A 20,897-nucleotide genomic window follows, 5' to 3' on the forward strand; every position below is an offset into this window, starting at 1 on the left:
AGCCCCGGCTTCGAGAAAATCACCTAAACGCGCGGTCAGGCGCCCGCTTGGAAGACGCCGCACGCAATGCGCCCGCCGCTATCGCCAGACGGATCGGTGCGCTGGTCGTCCGTGCCTTCATGCACGACGATCGCCGAGCCATCGGTGTCCATCAAGCCGGCCATCGTGGCGCCCTTGAGCGTGTATTCGAGCGTACCCCGGCCATCCTCGCCAATGTCGATGTTCGGCATGTCGCCGGCATGCTGACCCTGCGGGTTCTCCAGACCATGTTTGGTGCTGGCAGGATTCCAGTGACCGCCCGCCGTGGTGAAGTCGGGCGCATCGCACTTGCCGGTCATATGCACATGGACACCCTTGCTCCCTGAAGGCAGGCCCTGCAGGGCGAGCATGATCTGCAAGCCGCCATCCATGGCGCGGATGGTCGCGGTGCCGGCCGGCGCGCCCTGCGCCGTCTGCAGGGTCGCGGTGGCGCTTTCGCCGCTCGCCATATTGCCCGTGGCATTGCCCATCATGGCATTGTCGGCAACATTATCGGCCGGCACGGCGTTGTTCTGCGTGTGATCGGGGCTGCTACAGGCTGCCAAACCCAGCGTGAAGATTGCGGCCACGGCGTAAATCCTTGCAGTCACGGCATTACTCCCATTGCTTACGGATATAGAGCGAACACGAGAGGGAAGCGGATCGTTCCCGAAAAGATTGGCAGCGTCCCCGGCGACCCCGCTCAATGCGCCTTGTTGGCGGCCCGATCGGCGTCGCGCCGCCGCTTCTTTTCGAGCAATATGCGGCTGGCATCATTGACCGCCAGATTGTCTGCCATCACCGCGCCGCGATGGCCGATCGGGCGATCCGGCCCGATGGTGGAATCGACCATCGTCTGCCGCTCCATCTCGCTGTTGACCTCAGCGCCGATCAGCACCGCAAAGGCGGAGAGGAACAGCCACATGAGGAAGATGACGACGGCGGCAAGCGAGCCATAGGTCGCGTTATAATTGGTCAGATTGGCGACGTAGAAGCCGAAGCCCAGCGTGATCCCCACCCACAGCAGGGTGGAGAGCACCGACCCCACAGAGAGCCAGCGCCATTTCGCGGCTCTGCGGTCCGGCGCATAGCGATAGAACACGGCGAAGGTCAGGCTGATCAAAAGGCCCGCGAAGATCCAGGTCGCGAACTGGATGATCAGCGCCGAACCGCTGCCGATATAATCGGAGAGCACGCGCCCGGCATAAGTGAACAGCGAGATCGCCAAGGTGCCGATCACACCCACCGCGACCATGCCGACGGTGATGCCGGCGGCCACGCCAGTGGTCCGGAAGAAATTGCGCGTCTCATGCTCTTCATAAATGATGTTGAGGGCCGCGATCATCGCCGTCGCCGAGCGCATGGCGCCATAGATCGAAAAGGCTAGGGCCAGCACCAGGCCGAAGCCCTGTGCTGCCTTGCTGGTCGTCACAATGGCGAGAAGCTGCTCTTCCAGGATGGTGAGCACCTCCGGCGGCACGAAGCCGCGCAGAAGGTTCACGTTGCTGGCGACGATCTGCGGATCGCCGATGAGGCCGTAAAGCAGAACAATCGAGGCGATGAGCGGCACGAAAGCAAGGAAGGAGAAGAAAGCGACCCCGGCGGCGAGCAGGCTGAGATTATGGAAGCCGATCATCACGTAGATGCGCTTGAGGATCGCCCACCACGCTTTGGGCGGCAGAGAGAGCGGCGAATCGCCCTTTGCGCCGGGGATTTCTTCGGCAAGCACCTCGAGTTCCTGGGCAGAGATCGGGCGGTCCTCCTTGTCCTGGTCGGTGTCGGTCTGGCTGGTCATGGTTGGGCCGTGGCGTTGTCGGCCACATCATTTTCATCGATGGGGACGGCGAGGCGGCCGGCCGCGGCAGAGGCATTGAGTTGCTCGTCGAGCTGCGCCTGCATATTGGCCGCCATGCCCTCGATCCGGTTGGATTCGGTAGCGTAGCGCTCATCGAAGCTCGGCTCCTTGCTGCACCCCGCCAGCCCGAGCGCTGCCAGCATCGCCAGGATCGTTACCGCGCGCATCAATAATCCTTCCGGTAGCGCAGGTTCACCCCGGATCCCCCGAAGTTGCTGACCGAACTCAGCACCGAGAGCGCTTTCGAGAGGCTGATTTCCAGCTGCGTGGCGGTATGGCCGCGCGCATCGGTGATGATCTCCACATAGACATCGTTGCTGATGTACTGCCCCACGGCGAGCGAAGTGCCCCGGCCTGTTTCCTCGTCGGCACCCAGCAGACGCAGCCGGTCGATGCCACCCGCCGATTGCAGCACGCCAAGCGGATTGAGGCCGCCCGAGCCGCCGCGCAGCGAGTTGAGCGAGGCGGCCAGCTGCACGGCCTGGATGGCGCTCAGCTCGCCCACCGAATTGCCGAACAGGATGCGCGCCATCAGCTCGTCCTGCGGCAAGCTGGGCGTCGAGGTGAACGCGATCTGCGGGTCCTGCGCATTGCCAGTGATCGTGATGGTGATCGTCACGTCCTCGACCTCGCCGCTCGCGACGATGCGCAGCTGCGGGTTGGTCATCTCCGGCCCGCTGAAGGTGATCCGGCCTTGCTGAAGCTCGAAGGAGCGCCCGGCGAAGCCCAGCGTTCCGCGCACGAGGTTGACGCCGCCGGTGATCTGCGGGGCCGCGCTGGTGCCAGCGACGCGCAAATCCGCCGCCCATTCGGACTCAAGGCCCATGCCGCTCACATAGATCTGGTTATCCGCCTGCACGCGCAGGTCCAGCCGCCAGTCAGAGGGGATGGTCTTCATTGGCTCGGGCGCGCCGGAGATGCGCTCCCGCTTGAGTGTCGGCTTGCGCCGCACGCCGGTTAGCGTCGGGATTTCCGCGCTGCCCTGGAAGACGATGCGATAGCGCGTCTCGGGCAGGGTGAGGCGGCCGGTGATCGTCGGCGGCTGATTGGGGCCGTTGACGACCTGGATCTGGCCGGTCGCCCGCGCCTGCAGGCCATCGCTACGCGCCAGCTGCGCGTTGTTCATGTCGATGCCGAGCTGGATGGGGAAGCCCTGATCGGAATTGAGCGAGACCGATCCGCCGGCGCTGACCGTGCCATTGCCGGCATTGGCAGTGAGGCTCTCGACCTCCAGCCGGTCGTTGGTGAAGCGCCCGCGCACGGCCATGTTGGTGAGGCGGGTGCCGTAGCTGGTGTTCTCATAGGTGAGGTTGCTGGCCCGCACGACACCCGTGAGTTGCGGCGACCGGACCCGTCCGCTGAAATCGGCTGCGACACCGACCGGACCCTTGAGGCTCTGGTCTGGCAGCGCGGCGAGTGAGAAGAGCACGTCGGCCGGCCCGTTGTAGCGCAAGCCGCCCGACAGAGGCGCGGCGAGCAGGCGGGTCGACCAGCTGCCGGCGCCCGGCCCGAGCGGCTGGAGGCTGACCTTCATCCGGCCGATCGCGGCACCGCGCCGGCGGATGAGCGCATTCGCCTCACCACCTTGCGGGATCAGCCGGCCGGCGAACTGGATATCGACCGGCTCGGAGACGGCCGCGAGGCTGGTGCGGGTGAAATCGTTGATCGTCAGGCGGGCGTCGGCGGCAGGGAAGGCCGTCTCGCTGGCTTGGGTGAAATCGAGACTGCCGGTGGCCTTTCCGCCCAGGCCAAGGCCGGGCATGAAGGGGTTGGCGATGGCGAGGTTGAGATCCTGCATCCGCGCCTGCACGGCCATGCCGTCACCATAATGGCCGGCAAGGTGCAAGGTGCCTCCGCCGACCGTGAGCCGCGTCGGGGCGAGCGTATAGCGTCCGTTCGATGGCACGATGCGCATCGGCGAGCTTGTCTTGACGTCGACGCCGTTGAAGCGACCGTCCAGCGCGAGCTGCCACAGGTCCCGCGCCATGCGGGCGTTGGCAGCCAGGCGGAACGGATAGCGCGTGCGCCCCTCGACCAGCAGCTTCGCCTGACCGCCCCCGTCGCGATAGTTCAGCGTGCCGCGCGCGACCGCGATGGTGAGATCGCCCATCCGCGTGCCGGCAAGCTGCGCATCGGCAACGACCTGCGGCTGCTCGGTCAACAGAATGTCCGCCTTGATGAGCGCCTGCTCCACAGTAAGGCCGGCCTTGCCGGGCAGGCTGGCGTTGCGCGCGGTGGCATCTACCAGCGCGCGCTGCACGGGGCCCTGCGCGGAAAGCGCAACCCGCCCATTGATGCCGGACCCATCGGCCAGCAATGTGCCCTCGAACGGGCCGGCGCGGCTTTGCGAGACGCGCCCGGAGAGGCCGACGCCGCCGAAGCTCGTGCCCTGGCGCACATCGACGGTCAAAGGTCCGCGCGCAGTCATTACAGCCAGATTGAGGTCCAGCGGACCGTAGTCGGAGGCGCCTTCGCCCTGCACCAGATAGGTGCCGTTGTCGCCCCGCACGGTCGCCGTTACATTGGCGAGGCCGATGCCAAGGCCCGGCCGCTCGGCTGCCAGCCGGACCAGCGGCCGATTGACCGTGCCTGTGACCTCGACGCCCACCGGGCCATATTGATCCGAGCTTCCGCGCCCGGAGAAGCGCACGCTGCCATCAGCGCCGTAGCGACCGCGCGCGCCGGTCATACGAAACTGCGGTGCCGAGACGTTCAGCCGCTCGACGCTGGCCACGCCATTGCTGTCATAGCCGACATCCGCAACGATCAATGCGTTGCCGCCAAGGAAGTTTTGCAGCCCGTCGTTCAGCAGGCGTGTCGAGCGCGCCGTGACGCGGCCGCCGAGGCGGAAAGAACCGTTCTGGCCGGTTTTGAGGTCCATGTCGGTTTGAAGGTTGAAGATGCCCACGCTCTCGACCTGATAGCCATTCACCCGGCCATTGAGGGCGCCTGTGTAGAGCGCGGTGTTGAGGTCGGCCACGATCACCGCAGTGGCATCGATGCGGTCAGACCGCAGCCGCATATTGTCCGAGAGAATGCGGCCATTGGCATAAGCCAGGTCGCCGTCCAGGCTGACATTGGTGAGCAGTGGCTCGATGCTGGCATTGACGCCGCTGATCCGCTGGGCGCGTCCCTCGACGGGGATCATCCAGCGGTCCTTGTCCAGCGTCGCGCTGCCCGAGACGGCGAGGCCTTCGATCAGCGTGGCGCCGAAGCCAATCTGGCGGGCGTTCACGCCATAGCGGATCGTGGGGGCAACGAAGGCGCCGTTGAGCGTGGCGTTCAGGGCGATGTCCGCGCCGCGCAGGTTTTCGGCGATCACGCTGGGCTTGGTGAGCCGGAAGGCGAGATCGAGATTCTCCATGCGGCTGGCGCCCAGATCGATGAGGCCCTGGGCGCCGAAGGTGAAGTTGTCGCTGGCCAGGCCGCCACGAATCTGGGCGCGGCGGTCTGCGAGGGCAGCGGTCATGTCGATCTGCGTTACCGGCTCGAGCATGTTGCGAGCCGGGCCGGTGAGGAACAGGCCGGGCCGCAAGGGGCCGCGCACCGTGAAGGTGCCGTCGCGGCCCGTGATCGCGACATTGGCAAGGCTTTCGCTGCCCATGCGGCCCGTCAGCTTGCCACTCCAGCTCTGCCAGTCACCCTTGCCCGCCAGCGCGATGGCTGTCGGCTCGGCGATGCCGGTGTAGCTCGCCAGCAAGCCCTGCGCCGGGGCGGTCACGCGCAGATCGACCGCCAGGCGGTTGGATTCCGGTACCGCGTCGAGCAGCAGCGCCAGCCTGTCACCACCCGCAACGCCCGGCGCCACAATGGCGCGCCCGTCCGCCTTGATTCGCGCGCGGCGGTCCGCAATGTGGACCGTACCGGCGAGGCCGAGCAGGTGCTTGCGGCCGGTCACCGGGGTGTCGATCTGCAGGCGGCCAATGTCGAGCCGGTTCACGTCAATGTCGAGATCGGGCAGCAGCGGCCCATCGCTGGATGGCGTCGGCTTGAATTCCGGCGAGTGATACAGCCGGGCGGCGGGGATCAACAGGGAGCGGATGTCGACATGGCTGCGCGCATAGGCGAGCGGCCGCCAGTCCATCTCGATGAGCGGCGCGCTCAGGAATACGCCCTTTGTATCCCGCACCTCTACGTTGCGCAGACGCATGGCGCCGAAGATCGAGCCATCGATCCGCCCAATGCCGATCGACATGCCGTTCTCGAACTTGAGTCCGGTGATCTGGCGGGTGACGAACCCCCGCCCACTGTCACTGTTCAGCCAGGCATAGCCGCCAATGATGACGGCCAGCAGCAAGGCGAGCAGCGCCCCAAGGCCGATCAGCACGCGGCGCGGCCAATTCCGGCGGCGGACGATCACGGTGTCGGCAGTCGTCTCTTCCGGCATATCCGAGGCGATCGGCGCGGGGGGTGGGGTCGGATCAGCCATCAGAAAGCCTGCCCGATGGAGACGTAGACGGAGATACGGGATTCTCCCGGCTGGCGGTTGATCGGCGTTGCGACATCGAGCCGCATCGGGCCGAAATTGGTGTAGAAGCGCCCGCCTATGCCGACGCCGAAGCGCCAGTCGTCAAAGCGTGGCACCTGGCTGGTGTAGACCTGCCCACCATCGATGAAGCCGACAATGCCATAATCGCCGAAGCGATAGCGCACTTCCGCCGCGGCCTCGACGAGGCTGCGACCGCCGATGGGGCGGGCATCGGGGTCTTTGGGGCCGAGTTCCTGATAGCCAAAGCCGCGCACCGATCCGCCGCCGCCGCCGTAGAAGCGCCGCGAGGGTGCGATCTGCTCACGCGCCGCGCCGCCGATCATACCGACGCGCGCGCGGCCGGCCAGCACGAAGCCGTCCGAGACGGGATAGTAGCCCGTGCCTTCCAGCAGGGCGCGGGCGTAGGTCTGCGCGCCGCTGCCGAGCGATGCCTCCGGCGAGAGCCAGGCGGAGATCCGGAAGCCACGGGTCGGGTCGAGCAGGGAGTTGGATGTGTCGAACGTCACCTGACCGGGCAGCGCCGCGACATAATAGGTCCGCCGGCGCAGCTCACCGGCGTCGAAATTATAATCCTGCTCGTTCGAGCCGAGCAGCTCGAAGCCGAAATTGTAGGTCAGCCGCTTCTGCCAGATGGGCGTGCTTTCGTAGGCGATGCGGCCATAAAGACGGCCCGTGAACGCCTCGAACGCGTCGAAATTGCTGTGGCGCGCATCGATGCCCAGTTCCACGCTGCGGTCCCGCTTGCCGGCATTCGAGCGACGGAAGGAGACGCCGAGGCCTTGCTCCAATGTGCCGGCCGTGCCCTGAACAATGAGCGCGCCCTCGGGTGGGAACATGTTCCGGTGCGTCCAGCTCCCCTCGACCTTGACGCCCTGGCCCGTGCCATATCCGGCTTGGGCGGCGAGGGTGCGGGCGGGGCCGGCCTCCTGATTGACGATGAGGGTCGCATAGTCGGTGCCGTCGCCGGCGGGCTCGCCGCTCGGGCGGGGCGTCACGGATCCCACGGAGAGCAGGCCGGTAGCGATCAGCGCCTGACGCAGATCATCGATCTTGCGGCTGTCATACAACTCCCCTTTGCGGAAGCGGGCGATCTTCTGGATATGGTCCGCCTCGAACACCGGCTTCTCGCCCTCGACCACGATGTCGCCGAAGCTGCTGCGCGGGCCGGGGGTGATCGGCAGCGTGTAGTCGCCGGCCTCCGTTTCCGGATCGAGCACGATATCGCGCTGGCCGACATTCACGAACGGATAGCCGTTCTCGGGCAAGGTCACGGCGATATTGGCTTCCGCGCCGAGAATGCGTTCGGCCACGATGGGGTCGCCGCTGCGGGGCCGGAAGGCGCGCGTAATGAGGTCCTCGGGCTGTACTGGCGGCGCATCGAACCGGATCTCGCCCAGATGATAGCGCGGGCCGGGCGTGGCCTGCAGGATGACCGTAATCGGCCCCTTGCTGTCCTGCTCGGGAAGCTCCAGCGAGCCCCGCACCGTGGCATCGAAAAAGCCCTGCGAGGAGAGGATATCGACCAGCAATTTCTGGTCTTCCTCCAGCCGGGCATTGATCATGGCGCCATTGTCCGCCTTGCCATCGCCATCCTCGAGCGCGGAGAGCGACTTGAACTGGCTGACAATGTCCTTGCCATCGACGGGCAGCACCGGGCCGGCACCGTCCAGCGCTGAGAGACCCTCGATCTTGTAGCTGTAGCGCAGCGAAGGGGCGGGCCCCTCGTCAGCCTCGGTATACTGGCTCTCGTCGAAGGTTTCGACATCGAAGGCGTTGAGCGGGGTGAGAGGCCGGTCGAGCTCTTCATCCAGTTCCGGCGGAGCAGGCAGGCCCTCATCCGCCGTCGATTGTTCGCTGGCGGTCGGCTCGGCGCTCACGCTGGCATCGCGCCCGGTGCTGGCCGCGCGCCGGTCTGCCTCGGCTTCCCATGCCTGAACGCTGCCAAGGGGCGCGCTTTCATCGATCGGCGGAATGCTGGCGTCGAACTCTTCGTCTGAAATGATCGGCTCAACAGGAGCCCCGTCTGAACTCCGCGTCGGCTGCGTCTGCTCGGTCGCTGGGGTCTGGGCCTGTGCGGGATGGGCGAGCAGGCACAGCATCCCGGCACTCGCCAGCAAGCTTCCACGCCAGGCTTTTCCAAAGTTCTGCGTGCTTGGCTCCAAACCTGCCTTCAGTAATCTTAGTCGCAACGACGGCTCCCCTGTCGCGATTGACGCGACGTCCGCGAGCCTTGAGGCTCCCCGTCATGATAATGCTGCGGCGGCGATATGGTTTCTGGCCTCGAACGCGGGACGCGAAATTCTGCCCCGCTTGTCGGCAGTTATCGGTCAGACCGCGCGCGCCTTGGCTCGTCGTCAGGCTCGGCGTGCACGACCTGGGGCGTGAGGCGGGAGAAGCGCTCGATCTCACAGGCAGAGCCATTGCGAGCATGCAGCATGTCCCGCCCGGCGCACAGCACCCCATCCTTGTCGGGCGAGATGTAGAAGCCGGAATAGAAGTCCGCCGCCCGGCAGGCCCGCCCCAGATGGGCGCGGTAGCGCTCGGTGTTGCTCACCACCATCGTCACGCCATCGGCATGCGTCACCACCGCCGCGCGGATCAGGTTGAGCGGCAGGCAACGCGGGCCGCGGCCTTCCTTCCACTGGATCACCGGCGGCGCCGGTGCGGCTGTCCGGGGTTGCGCCGGCATCGTCGGGATGCGGATGATCACTCGCTGTTCGATGGAGAGCTGGGCGAGCTGCACCTGTTCCATGCGCGCTATCCCGCTCATCTCCGGGGCCGCCACGCGCTGCTCGGCCTCTACGGCCTGCGATGCTCCCAAAAGCAGGAGCGGCAGCAAAATGGTTGGCGACGATGCTGGCAATGAACTGACCCCAGGGGAGGAAAATGCCCTAACCCTTACCGCTTGAACAGCCGATTAATTGTATGATCAACAACGAAGGCGCGCGCTTCGCAAGCATTTTTGCGCGCAGATGGTGGCCATGCGGCGGCGCAGCGGGCATATAGGCGGGCATGATCTCCGAGACAGTTCTGGACGCCTTTCGTGCGATTGCTGGTCCCCGTGGCCTGATAGAGGATCGCGATCTGATCGTGCCCTGGCTGGGAGACTGGCGTGGCAAATATCATGGCGAGACGGCGGCCATTTTGACGCCCCGCTCTACGCAGGAGGTGGCCGCGATGGTCCGTTGCGCGCACGATCATGGCGTCGCTTTGGTGCCGCAGGGCGGGAATACCTCCATGGTCGGCGGCGCGACGCCCCCGGCCGATGGCAGCGCCCTCATCCTTTCGCTCCGCGCGATGAACCGGATTCGCGCGATCGATCCTGCCGCCAATCTCGCCGTGTGCGAAGCGGGCGTCATTCTCTCGACGCTGCATGAGGCGGCAGCGGCGGTGGGTCGGCGGTTTCCGCTGAGCCTGGGGGCCAAGGGATCGGCGACCGTGGGCGGGCTGGTCTCCACCAATGCCGGCGGGACGCAGGTGCTGCGGCACGGGACGATGCGCGCGCTGGTGGAGGGCATCGAGGCGGTGCTGCCGGATGGCTCGATCCACGATGGGATTGCCGCGCTCAAGAAGGACAATCGGGGTTACGATCTCAAGCAACTGCTTATCGGGGCGGAAGGAACGCTGGGGATCGTGACGGCCGCGAGCCTCCGTCTGGTGCCCGCGATTGCCGATCGGGCCGTGGCTTGGGCCGGCGTGGAAGACCCCGCGCAGGCGCTGGCGCTGTTGCGATTTCTCGAACGGCGCCTCGGGTCCGTCGTCGAGGGGTTCGAGGTGATGGCGCGCGACACGCTCGGCCATGTGCTCGATGTGATCCCCGATACCCGCGCGCCCATCGAGACCCGGACGCCGTGGAACGCGCTGATCGAGGTGGATCTGGACGCGGCCGATGAGGAAGAGAGCGCGGCTGCCCGACTGGAGGCCGCTCTGGCCGAGGCCTTCGAACAAGGTCTGGTCGTCGATGCAGCCATCGCCGCCAGCGAGGCGCAGGCTGAGGCATTCTGGAAACTGCGGGAAAGCGGATCGGAGGCGGAGCGGGCGCAAGGCCCCGCGCTGCAGTTCGATGTGAGCGTGCCGATTGCGGACATGCCCCGCTTCATGATCGAGGCGGCAGCGGCGTGCGAGGCGCGGTTCCCGGGGGCGACGGCTTCGTCCTTCGGGCACCTCGGCGATGGCAATGTGCATTTCCATGTCCGCGCGCCGGCCGGCACTGGCCCGGGGCAGGGGGCAGACTGGCTCGGCACGCACGGGGAAGAGGCGACACGCTTCGTCAACGACATCGTCGTCGCGATGCACGGATCGATCTCGGCTGAGCATGGGATCGGCCAGATGAAGATCGCGGAGTTTGCGCGCCTTACGCCACCGGCCCAGCTGAATGCGGTGCGGGCCATCAAGCGGGCGTTCGATCCACAGGGCCTATTCAATCCCGGCAAGCTTGTGCCCCTTGCCTAGGCCCGAGCGGCCCTTTATGGCCGGGCGTCATTCAGCCGGCCCATCGGGAACGGGCTGATCCATGTCCGTTTCAGGAGACCGATGTCATGGCCAGCGCGCCACAAGCCCAGAATTTGCCTCTGCTTTATAACGACCTGGTGCCGCTCAACGTGGAGCAGCACGGCAAGTACACGCTGCGCAACTATGACACCGCGCCGCATATCGTGGGCGTCCACGCCGTCCCGCTGACGCTCGACGAGTTCGCGCAGGCCCAGCGTTTCCTGCCGATCGTCTTCTCCAGCGGCCCCAATCCCGTGCCGCTGGCGCTGATGGGCCTCAACGAGGGCGTCAACACGCTGGTCAATAGCGAGGGCAAGCTGCGCCGCGAGGACGGCTATGTTCCGGCCTATATCCGTCGCTACCCCTGGATGCTGGTGCGCCTGCGTCCGGATTCCGACGAGCTGTCGCTGTGCTTCGATCCGACCAGCGAAATCGTCGGGGAGTATGAGGACGGTCGTCCGCTCATCGAAAATGCCGAGGCCAGCGAGCTGACCAAGGAACTGCTCGCTTTCTGCCAGCAGTTTGAGGAAGCTGCGATGCGCACCGGCCAGTTCGTCAAGGAACTGCAGGAGCAGGAGCTTCTGATGGACGGCGAGCTGAGCATCCAGATTTCCGATCAGGAGCAGCCCTTCGTTTATCGCGGCTTCCAGATGGTCAACGAGGAAAAGCTGCGCGAGCTGCGCGGCGATCAGCTGCGCAAGTTCAACCAGAGCGGTGCGCTTCCGCTCATCCATGCGCATCTGTTCTCGCTGCAGGGCATGCGTGAGCTGTTCTTCGCTCAGCGCGCCCTCGGCCTCGGCCCGGTGCCGGCTTACCAGATCAGCTAAATCGCGCCGCTCGCCCAGCCGATCCATTTTTTCGGCGGGGCGAGGCGATAAGTTGAAAAAATCATCTACCTCTTGCGGCCCGGGCTTGAAAAGGCTCGGGCCGTGCCTTAACTTCAAAATACGTAATGGCTTGTTCCCCCTTTCGAGCCGTTGCGTGGGCGTCCCGCCCTTTCGGGACGTCTCCTCCCTGAACCTGGGCCACCCTGTGCATCGCACGGGGTGGTTTTTTATGGTTAAACGGAAATGGCTCGGGCTGCGCTATTCGGCCGCAAGCGGCCGGGCAAAGTCAATCAGCTCGCGCGAGAGATGCTCGGCCAATGTCACGAGAAGGGCCTGCACATCGGCAAGGCCAGGGCCGGGTTCGGCCATTGTCGCATCCAGATAGAGCGACCGATCGAATTCGATCTGAATGGCGTGAACGTCCCGCTCGGGCCGGCCATGTCGCTCGAGAATATGGTTACCGGCATAGGGCGCGTTGATCGCCACCGGCAGCCGGTGCCGGCGAATGACGTCCGCACACAGGTCGGTCAGCCGATCCGTTGCGCTCCGCCCGAATCGGTCGCCGATCACCACGCGCGGAGTCGGCATGTCGGTTGTGGTTGCCTTGAGCGGCGGCATGGAATGAATGTCGAGCAGCAACGCGATGCCATAGCGCCGGCGCGTCACGTCAAGCGCAGCCGCCAGCGCGGCGTGGTAGGGGCGGTGGACCTGCTCGATATGCTGGCACAGGGCGGCGTAGGGCAAGGGATCGCGCCAGAGACCGCCCGTCGCCGCCAGCCGCTCGGGGATCAGCCCCAGACCACCGCGCAATTTTGCGCTGCTTTGGCCACGAAAGCTCCATGGCGCCCCCTGGATGCCTTGCAGATCGACTTCCCGCTCGTCGCGATTGAGATCGATCAGGGCGCGGGGCTGGCGCGCGATCAGCACATGATGGCTTTGCTCGATGAGCCTTTCCACCAGCAGATCGGCATAGCGGTCCTCCAGCCCCTGCAACGCCTTTTGCGAGACGCGGGCCCGCGCGAGCAGGGCGGGGGAATAATCCCGCCCTGCATGAGGGACGGCGAACACCAGAGGGCCGCGATCACCGGCCACGCCGTAGTGATGAAATGCGTCGTGACTCCGGGCAGGCTTGGGTCGCAATGGTCCTCCACAGGGGGGCTTGCGGCTGCGAAATTTTCCGCAATTGGCCGCAACTGATGGAAATTCTTAATCGCTTTTCGCATAAAGCAAGGGGTGACGCCAAGGCCTATCAGGCTTTATGGCGGTGTGATCGACGAGTATCCCGGAGGCTTCGGCACGCGCATGTTTCGCATTTTGTTGGCGGAAGACGATGACTCGATGCGGCAGTATCTCGTTCGTGCGCTCGAACGCTCCGGCTATGAGGTCGTGGCGGTGGACCGGGGCACGGCGGCGGTGCCGATCATCGAGGCCGAGCATTTCGATCTGCTGCTGACCGATATCGTGATGCCGGAAATGGACGGCATCGAGCTGGCCCAGCATGTCGCCTCCGTCTCCCCACATACGCGCGTGATGTTCATCACCGGCTTTGCGGCGGTGACCCTACGCGCGGGGCGCGTCGCGCCGGAAGCCAAGGTTCTCTCCAAGCCGTTTCACTTGCGCGATCTGGTGATGGAGGTTGATCGCATGTTCAATCGCACCAGCGCGGAGAACCTTCTCTGATATTTGCGCTTGCGCCGCCCTCGTGCGTTGCGTAAGGGCCTCTCCTCTCAAGTGGGCGTGTAGCTCAGTGGTAGAGCACTGTGTTGACATCGCAGGGGTCGCAAGTTCAATCCTTGCCACGCCCACCATGGAAAACCCCGCCAGGTTCAACGACTTGGCGGGGTTTTTCTATGCTTGTCGCGCCGCTCCGAGAGGCGCTGCGACAGGAATGCTGCCTCGCTAGATGGTGACTCCGGCGACGGGCGCGGAATTGATCTCACCGACATCATTCGGCTCTGCGCCCTCGGTCGGCAGACGGTCTCCCAGGATCGCCTGCGGGGTGCCGATCCACAGCGCGTCCTCAAGATGATCGCGCCGCTGGTTCAGCGTATTGGGATGAATGAGGATGCTCAGTCCGCCGTGGTTGAGCATCAGCCAGGGCACCAGCGTGTCGAACAGGCTGCAGGCGAAGGCGATCTGGAACATGGATTGCGTGTGCGGCCCGACCAGCCGATCGTGCCAGCGCCCCAGCCGAACGGAAAATCGATCGGACAAGCCCGCGCGCAGGCGCTCCGCCACCGGGCGCGTCGCGGCATCATAATAAATATGCGCGTGATAGCTGCCGATCTCGGCGATCTGGCGGGGCGTGGGGTCCTGGATGTGCATGGCGTGTCCTGTTTGTGGTGCCTAGTTGGCGATCGGGAGCGATCTCTGCAAGCAGGTGGAGGATCATCGGTCTGCGGGCACGCGCTGGCGGTAGGCTTTGCGCCGGTGAGGCGCTAAGGAGCCTTTCTGTATGGCGGTCCATGCCGCTGTCGGTCACGCTTCGCGCAATACAAAGGAGAGCAATCCCGTGAGCCAGAAGATCGATACCCTCGCTGTCCACGCCGGAACCGAGCCCGACCCGACGACCAAGGCGCGGATCACGCCGATCTACCAGACCGCATCCTATGTGTTCGACGATGCTGATCACGCCGCGCGCCTGTTCGCGCTGCAGGAGTTCGGCAACATCTACACGCGAATCATGAACCCCACCAACGGCGCGCTGGAAGGCAAGATTGCCGCGCTTGAGGGCGGTGCCGCCGCGCTGGCCGTGGCCTCGGGTCATGCCGCGCAGTTCCTGGCGTTCCACACGCTGCTCGAAGCCGGCGATCACATCGTCGCGGCCAAGAAGCTGTATGGCGGCTCGCTCAACCAGATCGGCCACAGCTTCAAGAAGATGAGCTGGGGCTCGACCTTCGTGGATGCGGATGATCCGGCCAATATCGCTGCGGCGATCACGGACCGCACGCGCGCCGTGTTCATCGAGAGCCTCGCCAATCCCGGCGGCGTGGTGCAGGATATCGAGGCGATCGCGAAGATCGCGCATGACGCCGGCATTCCGCTGATCGTGGACAACACGCTGGCGACGCCGGTGCTTTGCCGCCCCATCGAGCATGGCGCGGATATCGTGGTGCATTCGGTCACCAAGTTCCTCAACGGCCATGGCAATTCCATCGGCGGCGTGATTGTGGACGCTGGCAAGTTCGATTGGGTGAAGTCCGGCAAGTTCCCGGCGCTGACCCAGCCCAACGACTCCTATCACGGCGCGGTGCTCAGCGACGCGGTGGGACCGATTGCCTTCATCATCGCCTGCCGGGTGCTGGGCCTGCGCGATCTGGGGCCGGCGCTGGCGCCGATGAATGCCTTCCTCGCGCTCACCGGCATGGAAACCCTGTCGCTGCGCATGGAGCGGCATTGCGATAACGCGCTGGCGCTGGCGCAGTGGCTCCAGAAGCATCCCAAGGTGGAGTGGGTGCGCTATGCCGGTCTGCCGGACGATCCCTATCATGCGCTCGCGCAGCGTTATCTGGGCGGCAAGGGCGGCGCCGTGTTCACCTTCGGCGTGAAGGGTGGGCGCGAGGCTGGCATCAAGCTCGTCTCCGGCGTCAAGCTGTTCAGCCACCTGGCGAATATCGGCGATACCCGTTCGCTGATCATCCACCCTGCTTCGACCACCCATAGCCAGCTGTCAGAGGCGGAACTGGTCGCAGCTGGCGCCGGGCCGGACGTGGTGCGCGTGTCGGTTGGCATCGAGCATATCGACGACATTATCGCGGACATGGCGCAGGCGCTGGACGCGCTCTGAGGATGACAGGAGGGCACGGAGGCGGGGCGGCATGACGCTCGGCTTCTCCGTGCCCGATCTGATGGGCGCCGCGCGGATGGGCCGGGCGATGACCATGGGCCTGCGCCGCGTGCCGGAGGAGGACTGGCTCTGGCCGGACTTCGACCGCGCCGCCCGCTCGGCGGTATTCGACGCGCACCCGGATGCGGTTCAGCTGCTGCCCGGTGCCGAGGGCGCCGTCCGCGAGGTCGGCGCGATGATCGGCATTTCAGGAGAGCTGGGCGATATCGCGCGCGGCTGCTGGGAAGATCTGTGCATCATGCAGCAGGCGGAGCCGGGTGACCCGTGGCACCTTACCGCCGCTGCGGTGGGCTTCCCGACCGACTGGCGCCTTGCGGACAAGATCGGCCGACCGATGGCGCAGATCCATGCGCCCATCCATGGCTATGCCGAGCAATTGGCGCCCGGTGTCGATCACTTCATGGCAAGCTTGAAAGCGGGGCCGATATTCGCGCGGGCCAACTGGTTCATCGTGCCTTCTATGGAGTGGCGCTATCTCCCGACCGTGGACGAGGCCGCCGCGTTTGCGCATGTCACGCCGGACAATGCCGGGCAGACGCTGATCGTCCGCTGCGAGCGGCAAACGCTGAGGCGCCTGCCGGAGAGCGGCGCCATCCTCTTCACCATCGGCATCGCCCGCGAGCGTCTCTGCGATCTGCCGGGAGAATGGCCTGCGCGGCTCAGCGCGGCGCTTGCTGCGATGCCCGCCGACGAACAGGCGCGGCGGCTGGTCGGGCGTTATGCGGATGCGCTCAGGCGCTATGCGGATGCCGCCAATGGCAAGAGTAGCTTTTCAAGCGGCTCGGCCTGAGGCAGAGGGGCAGGCTATGACACAGCTTTCATCCGCAGCCGCGCCGGTGACTACCGCCCCCCGCACCGACTGGACGCGCGAGGAAATCGCCGCGCTGTTCGATCTGCCGTTCATGGATCTGCTCTACGAGGCGCAGGGCGTGCATCGGGCCAATCATCCGCGCAATGAGGTGCAGCTCTCGACCTTGCTCTCGATCAAGACCGGCGGCTGCCCAGAGGATTGCGGCTATTGCAACCAGTCCGTCCATGCAGAGACCGGCCTCAAGGCCACCAAGCTGATGGACGTGCGCGCCGTGCTGCAATCCGCCGCCCAGGCCAAGGATGCCGGCTCGGGCCGCTTCTGCATGGGGGCAGCCTGGCGCAACCCGAAGGACCGCGACATGCCCGCGCTCATAGAGATGGTGAAGGGCGTGCGCGAGATGGGCATGGAAACCTGCATGACGCTGGGGATGCTGACGCCCGGTCAGGCCCAGATGCTCGCCGAGGCAGGGCTGGATTATTACAATCACAACATCGACACCGCGCCGGAGAAATATGGCGAGGTGATCACGACGCGCAGCTTTGCCGACCGGATCGAAACGCTGGAAGCCGTGCGCTCCGCGGGGATCAACGTCTGTTGCGGTGGCATTGTGGGCATGGGCGAGACGCGCGAGGATCGCATCGGATTTATCCACGCGCTGGCGACGATGCCGCATCCGGAGAGCGTGCCGATCAACGCGCTGGTGCCGGTGAAGGGCACCGTGCTTGGCGACATGCTCGCCGATACGCCGCTCGCCAAGATCGACGAGATCGAGTTCGTCCGCACGGTGGCGGTGGCGCGGCTCGCCATGCCGCAGGCGATGGTCCGCCTTTCAGCGGGGCGGGAGAGCATGAGCGAGGCCTGTCAGGCGCTCTGCTTCATGGCTGGGGCCAATAGTATCTTTACCGGCGACAAGCTGCTCACCACACCCAATGCCGGCGACGACAAGGATGGCGCGCTGCTCGCCAAGCTCGGCATCGCGGCGATGCAGGCTGCGCCGCATGGTCATCTGGAAGAGGCCGCCGAATAAAGCAGGCCCCGTTCGGCGCGGCGTCGTTTACCCGCGCCGGGCGTTGTCCGACCGGGACAGTTGACGGCCCGCAACGAGCGTCTGGCTGACGAACAGCACCACGAAAATCACACCCACGCCGCCGACAATCATGTCGAACGGCGAGATGGCCGGTGCCCGGGTGGGGTCGGTGAGCATCATCCCAATGGTCATACCGATCAGCACGAAGCGCAGCTCCGTCGGCCCGGCAATGCCGTAGGAGAGCTTGAACTCACCCATCACCCGCGCCGCGAGATAGGCGTGGATGGAGAGCAGCAAATAGCCGACGACCGCGAACATCGCGACATCCACCCGCACATAGGGGCTGAACCCCATGCCACCCAGAATGAGCAGCGTGACGATCCCGTCGCAGCTATGGTCGATGAAGTAACCGTAGGATGGCCGCTCAATGTGGCGATAGCGGGCGAGGCTGCCATCCAGCGAGTCGCCGAACCACTGCATCACATAGCCCGCCATGGCCAGCCACAGCCATTGGTCGCCAAAGCTGCTGCCGGCATAGCCGACGAAGGTCGCAAGCCCGCCCACCACGCCCAGCGTCGTGAGCATATCGGGCGTGACCCAGCGGGGCATGATGCTGCACAGCCAGTTCAGCAGACGTCTCTCCGGCGCCGCAAGCAGGTTGTTTTGAATCCTGTTCACGGCTGGCGCTGGTCTGTTGGGGCTATGCTGCATCATCTCTCCGCGGCGTTCTGGGGCGGCCGTCATAAAAGGGTCATACACGATATTCCAGCGATGATCCCGAAATCCTGCCCCGGCGCGGGACATATGTTGCTGGAACTGCGACGGATGCCACCGCGCCGCCCACGCACAATCTCGTTGACGGCCCCCGCGCAGGGGCATAGCGCGCGGCCATGGCAGCCAAACCAGCGCAGTCGAAGGAAGCAGCACGCCTGCGCCTCTATCTGCTGAGCATCATGCTCGACATGCTGGTGCTCGGGCTGGCCTTTGCTTTGGCGAATCTTCTGGTTCTGGGCTCACTCATCGGCGAGCCGGGCAAGCCGCATGGCCTGGTGATGGCGGCGATGATCGTGCCGGTCTACGTGCTCATTGCCGTGCATGGCGGCGTCTACGGGATAAGGATGATCGGCAATCGCCGCGCGAGCGCCGCCAAGGCGGTATGGTCGCTGGCGCAAGCGGTGATGCTGACCCTGTTCATCATCTACCTCGGCAAGATCGCCGAGCAATTGTCGCGTCTCACCTTCATGGTCGGCCTGGCTTTGTCTGCCGGCGGGCTGATCGCGGTGCGGCCGCTGATCGACAGGCTGGCAATCTGGCTGGTCGGCACGGTGCCGCACATCACGGTGCTGCTGGTCGATGGCGTCGAGATCGAAACACCGCGCGATGCCTGGCGGGTGGATGCGCAGGCGATCGGCTTCGATCCCACGGCGCGGGATGCCAAAATGGCCGAGCGCCTCGCCGATGGTGTCGGCGGCGCCGAGCGCGTGGTCGTCGCGTGCCCCGCCGAGCGGATCGCGGACTGGCGCATCGCGCTTACCTCCCTGTCCGCCAAGGGAGAAATCCTGGTGCCTGAGATGCGCCAGTTCGTGCCCGCGAAAGTGAGCGCCTTTGCCGATCATCCGACGCTGGTGGTGGCCGGCGGGCCATTGCTGTTCCGCGACCGGCTGTTGAAGCGGCTGTTCGATCTGGCGATCTGCGTGCCGGCGATCCTGGCGCTCTCGCCGATCCTCATTTTCGGCGCACTGGCGGTGAAGCTCTCGGGGCCGGGGCCGGTGTTCTTCCGCCAGCAGCGGCTGGGGCGCGATGCGCGGCCGTTCATGATCCTCAAGTTCCGCACCATGCATATGGCGCTGAGCGACCTCAAGGCGGACAAGCTTACCGAGAAGGACGATCCGCGCGTGACCCGCATCGGCGCCTTTCTGCGGCGCACGAGCATCGATGAGCTGCCGCAGCTTTTCAATGTGTTGAAAGGCGATATGAGCATCGTCGGTCCACGCCCGCATGCCCCGGCAGCCAAGGCGGCGCAGAGCCTCTATTGGGAAGTCGATGAGCGCTATTGGGCGCGGCATTGCATCAAGCCGGGCATGACCGGTCTGGCGCAGGTGCGTGGCCATCGCGGCCCGACCGACCGGCATGAGGATCTCATCAACCGGCTCCAGTCCGATCTTGAATATGTGACCAACTGGTCGATCTGGCGGGACCTGCGGATCATCGTCGCGACGCTGCGGGTGCTGGCGCATGATAATGCATTCTGAGGATGGGCGCTTAAGTCGCAGTGCTCCTGCGAAAGCAGGAGCCAAGGGCGCAGCGGACGGACTTGGCGGCCCTGGACTCCTGCTTTCGCAGGAGAACAAGGCAGCCCGGAGGGGACACGTACGATGACGCCCGTCGATGTGATCCTCGCCCTCGTCATCGTGCTATGTGCGGTGTTGCTGGTCTGGCCGTTCCTGATCTATCCGCTCATTCTGCGAATGCTGCCGACCAAGCCGGTCCAGCAAGCGGGTGCAGCGGCCCCGCCCACCGTCTCGCTGCTCTTCTGCGCTTATAACGAGGCCGCATCGCTGCCCACGAAGATCGAGAATCTGCGTGCGCTCAAAGCGCGGCATCCGGCATCACAGATCCTCGCCTTCGACGATGGGTCCAGCGATGGCACAGGCGATCTGCTGGCGCAGGCACAGGGCGTCCTCACCCTGCTGCGCGGTCCGGGCCGCAGCGGCAAGGCGCACGGGATGAAGCAGCTGGCGGCCATGGCCACTGGCGACATCCTGGTCTTCACCGACGCCAATGTGCTGCTCGATGCAGACGCCATCGATGCGCTGCTGCCATATTATGCCGATCCGCAAGTCGGCGGCGTGCTCGGCTCGCTGCATTATGACGGCGCGGATCGCAGTGCCTCGGCGTCTGTGGGCGCGCTCTACTGGCGGCTTGAGGAGCATCTCAAGGATCTCGAGTCGCGCACCGGCAATGTGATGGGGGCGGACGGATCGATCTTCTCTATCCGGCGCGCGCTCTATCCTGATTTCCCCGACAGCGTGCTGGACGATCTCACCGTCTCCATGGCCGTGGTCTTTGCCGGTAAGCGACTCATCAAGGCCAAGGACGTGATCGCCCGCGAGGCGATGGTGGCGCAGCGCGCCGACGAATATCGCCGCAAGGTGCGGATCGCCGCCCGCAGTTGGCACACGCACCGGCATTTGCGGCCGGGATTGCGGCGGATGAGCCGGCTCGACCGGTTCAAATATGGCTCGCGCAAGATTGTGCGCTGGTTCGGTGGCCTGTGGATCGCTCTGGCGGTGCTGGCGGCGCTGGCGCTGGCCTGGCGGATCACGCCTGTTGCCGCCGTCGCGCTGGTGGCGGCCGGGCTGGTGCTGGCGATGCTGGGCGCGATGGCACGGCGCGGGCCGCTCGCGGCGATCTTCGATCTTTTGCTGGCCTATATGGCGACTTTGAAGGGCGTGCTGCTCGCCATGCGCGGGCAGACCTTCACGCTGTGGACGCCCGCCAAGTCCCGCGACTGACGTCGCACACGCAAAGA

17 protein-coding genes and 1 tRNA gene are annotated in these 20,897 nt (G+C 65.5%); 9 read left to right on the forward strand and 9 right to left on the reverse strand.

Translation table 11 applies throughout. The features are described from left to right. Positions 1-35 precede the first annotated feature (35 nt). The 6 genes from M2337_RS09010 to M2337_RS09035 all read right to left on the reverse strand — a co-directional run bounded on the left by M2337_RS09010 (position 36) and on the right by M2337_RS09035 (position 9,114). Positions 36-629: a superoxide dismutase family protein gene (locus tag M2337_RS09010; protein WP_264569953.1), complete on the reverse strand. Its 594-nt coding sequence runs from the start codon at positions 627-629 to the stop codon at positions 36-38. A gap of 92 nt (positions 630-721) precedes the next feature. Next, positions 722-1,813: a YihY/virulence factor BrkB family protein gene (locus M2337_RS09015; RefSeq protein ID WP_264569954.1), complete on the reverse strand. Its 1,092-nt coding sequence runs from the start codon at positions 1,811-1,813 to the stop codon at positions 722-724. Next, positions 1,810-2,040: a hypothetical protein gene (locus M2337_RS09020; RefSeq protein ID WP_264569955.1), complete on the reverse strand. Its 231-nt coding sequence runs from the start codon at positions 2,038-2,040 to the stop codon at positions 1,810-1,812. The genes M2337_RS09015 and M2337_RS09020 overlap by 4 nt, the downstream gene beginning before the upstream one ends. Continuing rightward, on the reverse strand, positions 2,040-6,302 hold the full coding sequence (locus M2337_RS09025) for a translocation/assembly module TamB domain-containing protein (protein WP_264569956.1): 4,263 nt from the start codon (positions 6,300-6,302) through the stop codon (positions 2,040-2,042). Before M2337_RS09025 ends, M2337_RS09020 begins: the two co-directional genes overlap by 1 nt. Further along, a complete protein-coding gene (locus M2337_RS09030) occupies positions 6,302-8,479 on the reverse strand; it encodes an autotransporter assembly complex protein TamA (RefSeq protein ID WP_264569957.1) in 2,178 nt (725 codons plus the stop codon). The genes M2337_RS09025 and M2337_RS09030 overlap by 1 nt, the downstream gene beginning before the upstream one ends. Positions 8,480-8,682: 203 nt before the next feature. Continuing rightward, complete coding sequence (locus M2337_RS09035) at positions 8,683-9,114, reverse strand: hypothetical protein (protein ID WP_264569958.1); 432 nt, start codon at positions 9,112-9,114, stop codon at positions 8,683-8,685. 260 nt (positions 9,115-9,374) lie between these two features. On the opposite strand from M2337_RS09035, the gene M2337_RS09040 reads away from it, so the two are divergent. Together M2337_RS09040 and M2337_RS09045 are read left to right on the forward strand one after the other, a co-directional pair. After that, positions 9,375-10,814 carry an FAD-binding oxidoreductase gene (locus M2337_RS09040; protein WP_264569959.1) on the forward strand — a complete coding sequence of 480 codons (1,440 nt, stop codon included), beginning with the start codon at positions 9,375-9,377 and terminating at the stop codon, positions 10,812-10,814. Positions 10,815-10,900: 86 nt separating this feature from the next. Beyond that, positions 10,901-11,680 carry a SapC family protein gene (locus M2337_RS09045; protein WP_264569960.1) on the forward strand — a complete coding sequence of 260 codons (780 nt, stop codon included), beginning with the start codon at positions 10,901-10,903 and terminating at the stop codon, positions 11,678-11,680. A 258-nt stretch (positions 11,681-11,938) separates the two neighbouring features. Here M2337_RS09045 and M2337_RS09050 read toward each other — a convergent pair whose 3' ends face one another. Further along, positions 11,939-12,772, reverse strand: coding sequence for an N-formylglutamate amidohydrolase (locus M2337_RS09050; RefSeq protein WP_264569961.1), 834 nt, complete (start codon positions 12,770-12,772; stop codon positions 11,939-11,941). Between the two features lie 210 nt (positions 12,773-12,982). On the opposite strand from M2337_RS09050, the gene cpdR reads away from it, so the two are divergent. Beyond that, positions 12,983-13,360, forward strand: coding sequence for a cell cycle two-component system response regulator CpdR (cpdR, locus tag M2337_RS09055; protein WP_181561372.1), 378 nt, complete (start codon positions 12,983-12,985; stop codon positions 13,358-13,360). A gap of 53 nt (positions 13,361-13,413) precedes the next feature. Continuing rightward, a tRNA-Val gene (locus tag M2337_RS09060) sits at positions 13,414-13,488 on the forward strand. A 91-nt stretch (positions 13,489-13,579) separates the two neighbouring features. Here the strand turns inward: M2337_RS09060 and M2337_RS09065 are convergent. After that, positions 13,580-14,005, reverse strand: a complete 426-nt coding sequence (locus tag M2337_RS09065) for a DOPA 4,5-dioxygenase family protein (RefSeq protein ID WP_264569962.1) — start codon at positions 14,003-14,005, stop codon at positions 13,580-13,582. Between the two features lie 187 nt (positions 14,006-14,192). Between M2337_RS09065 and M2337_RS09070 the strand changes: the two genes are divergently transcribed. Genes M2337_RS09070 through bioB form a run of 3 tightly spaced genes read left to right on the forward strand, consistent with a single transcriptional unit; the run spans position 14,193 to position 17,365 of the window. Further along, positions 14,193-15,467 (forward strand): O-acetylhomoserine aminocarboxypropyltransferase, encoded by a 1,275-nt coding sequence (locus tag M2337_RS09070; RefSeq protein WP_264569963.1) that lies wholly within the window; start codon positions 14,193-14,195, stop codon positions 15,465-15,467. 31 nt (positions 15,468-15,498) lie between these two features. Further along, positions 15,499-16,317: a heme-dependent oxidative N-demethylase family protein gene (locus M2337_RS09075; RefSeq protein ID WP_264569964.1), complete on the forward strand. Its 819-nt coding sequence runs from the start codon at positions 15,499-15,501 to the stop codon at positions 16,315-16,317. Positions 16,318-16,333: 16 nt separating this feature from the next. After that, positions 16,334-17,365: a biotin synthase BioB gene (gene bioB, locus M2337_RS09080; RefSeq protein WP_264569965.1), complete on the forward strand. Its 1,032-nt coding sequence runs from the start codon at positions 16,334-16,336 to the stop codon at positions 17,363-17,365. Between the two features lie 27 nt (positions 17,366-17,392). Here bioB and M2337_RS09085 read toward each other — a convergent pair whose 3' ends face one another. Then, positions 17,393-18,076: a CDP-alcohol phosphatidyltransferase family protein gene (locus tag M2337_RS09085; RefSeq protein ID WP_264569966.1), complete on the reverse strand. Its 684-nt coding sequence runs from the start codon at positions 18,074-18,076 to the stop codon at positions 17,393-17,395. 179 nt (positions 18,077-18,255) lie between these two features. Between M2337_RS09085 and M2337_RS09090 the strand changes: the two genes are divergently transcribed. Then, positions 18,256-19,617: an exopolysaccharide biosynthesis polyprenyl glycosylphosphotransferase gene (locus M2337_RS09090; RefSeq protein WP_181559278.1), complete on the forward strand. Its 1,362-nt coding sequence runs from the start codon at positions 18,256-18,258 to the stop codon at positions 19,615-19,617. Between the two features lie 123 nt (positions 19,618-19,740). Further along, complete coding sequence (locus M2337_RS09095) at positions 19,741-20,880, forward strand: glycosyltransferase family 2 protein (RefSeq protein ID WP_264569967.1); 1,140 nt, start codon at positions 19,741-19,743, stop codon at positions 20,878-20,880. Positions 20,881-20,897 lie beyond the last annotated feature (17 nt).

This window comes from Sphingobium sp. B2D3A, assembly GCF_025961795.1.
Taxonomy (GTDB): domain Bacteria; phylum Pseudomonadota; class Alphaproteobacteria; order Sphingomonadales; family Sphingomonadaceae; genus Sphingobium.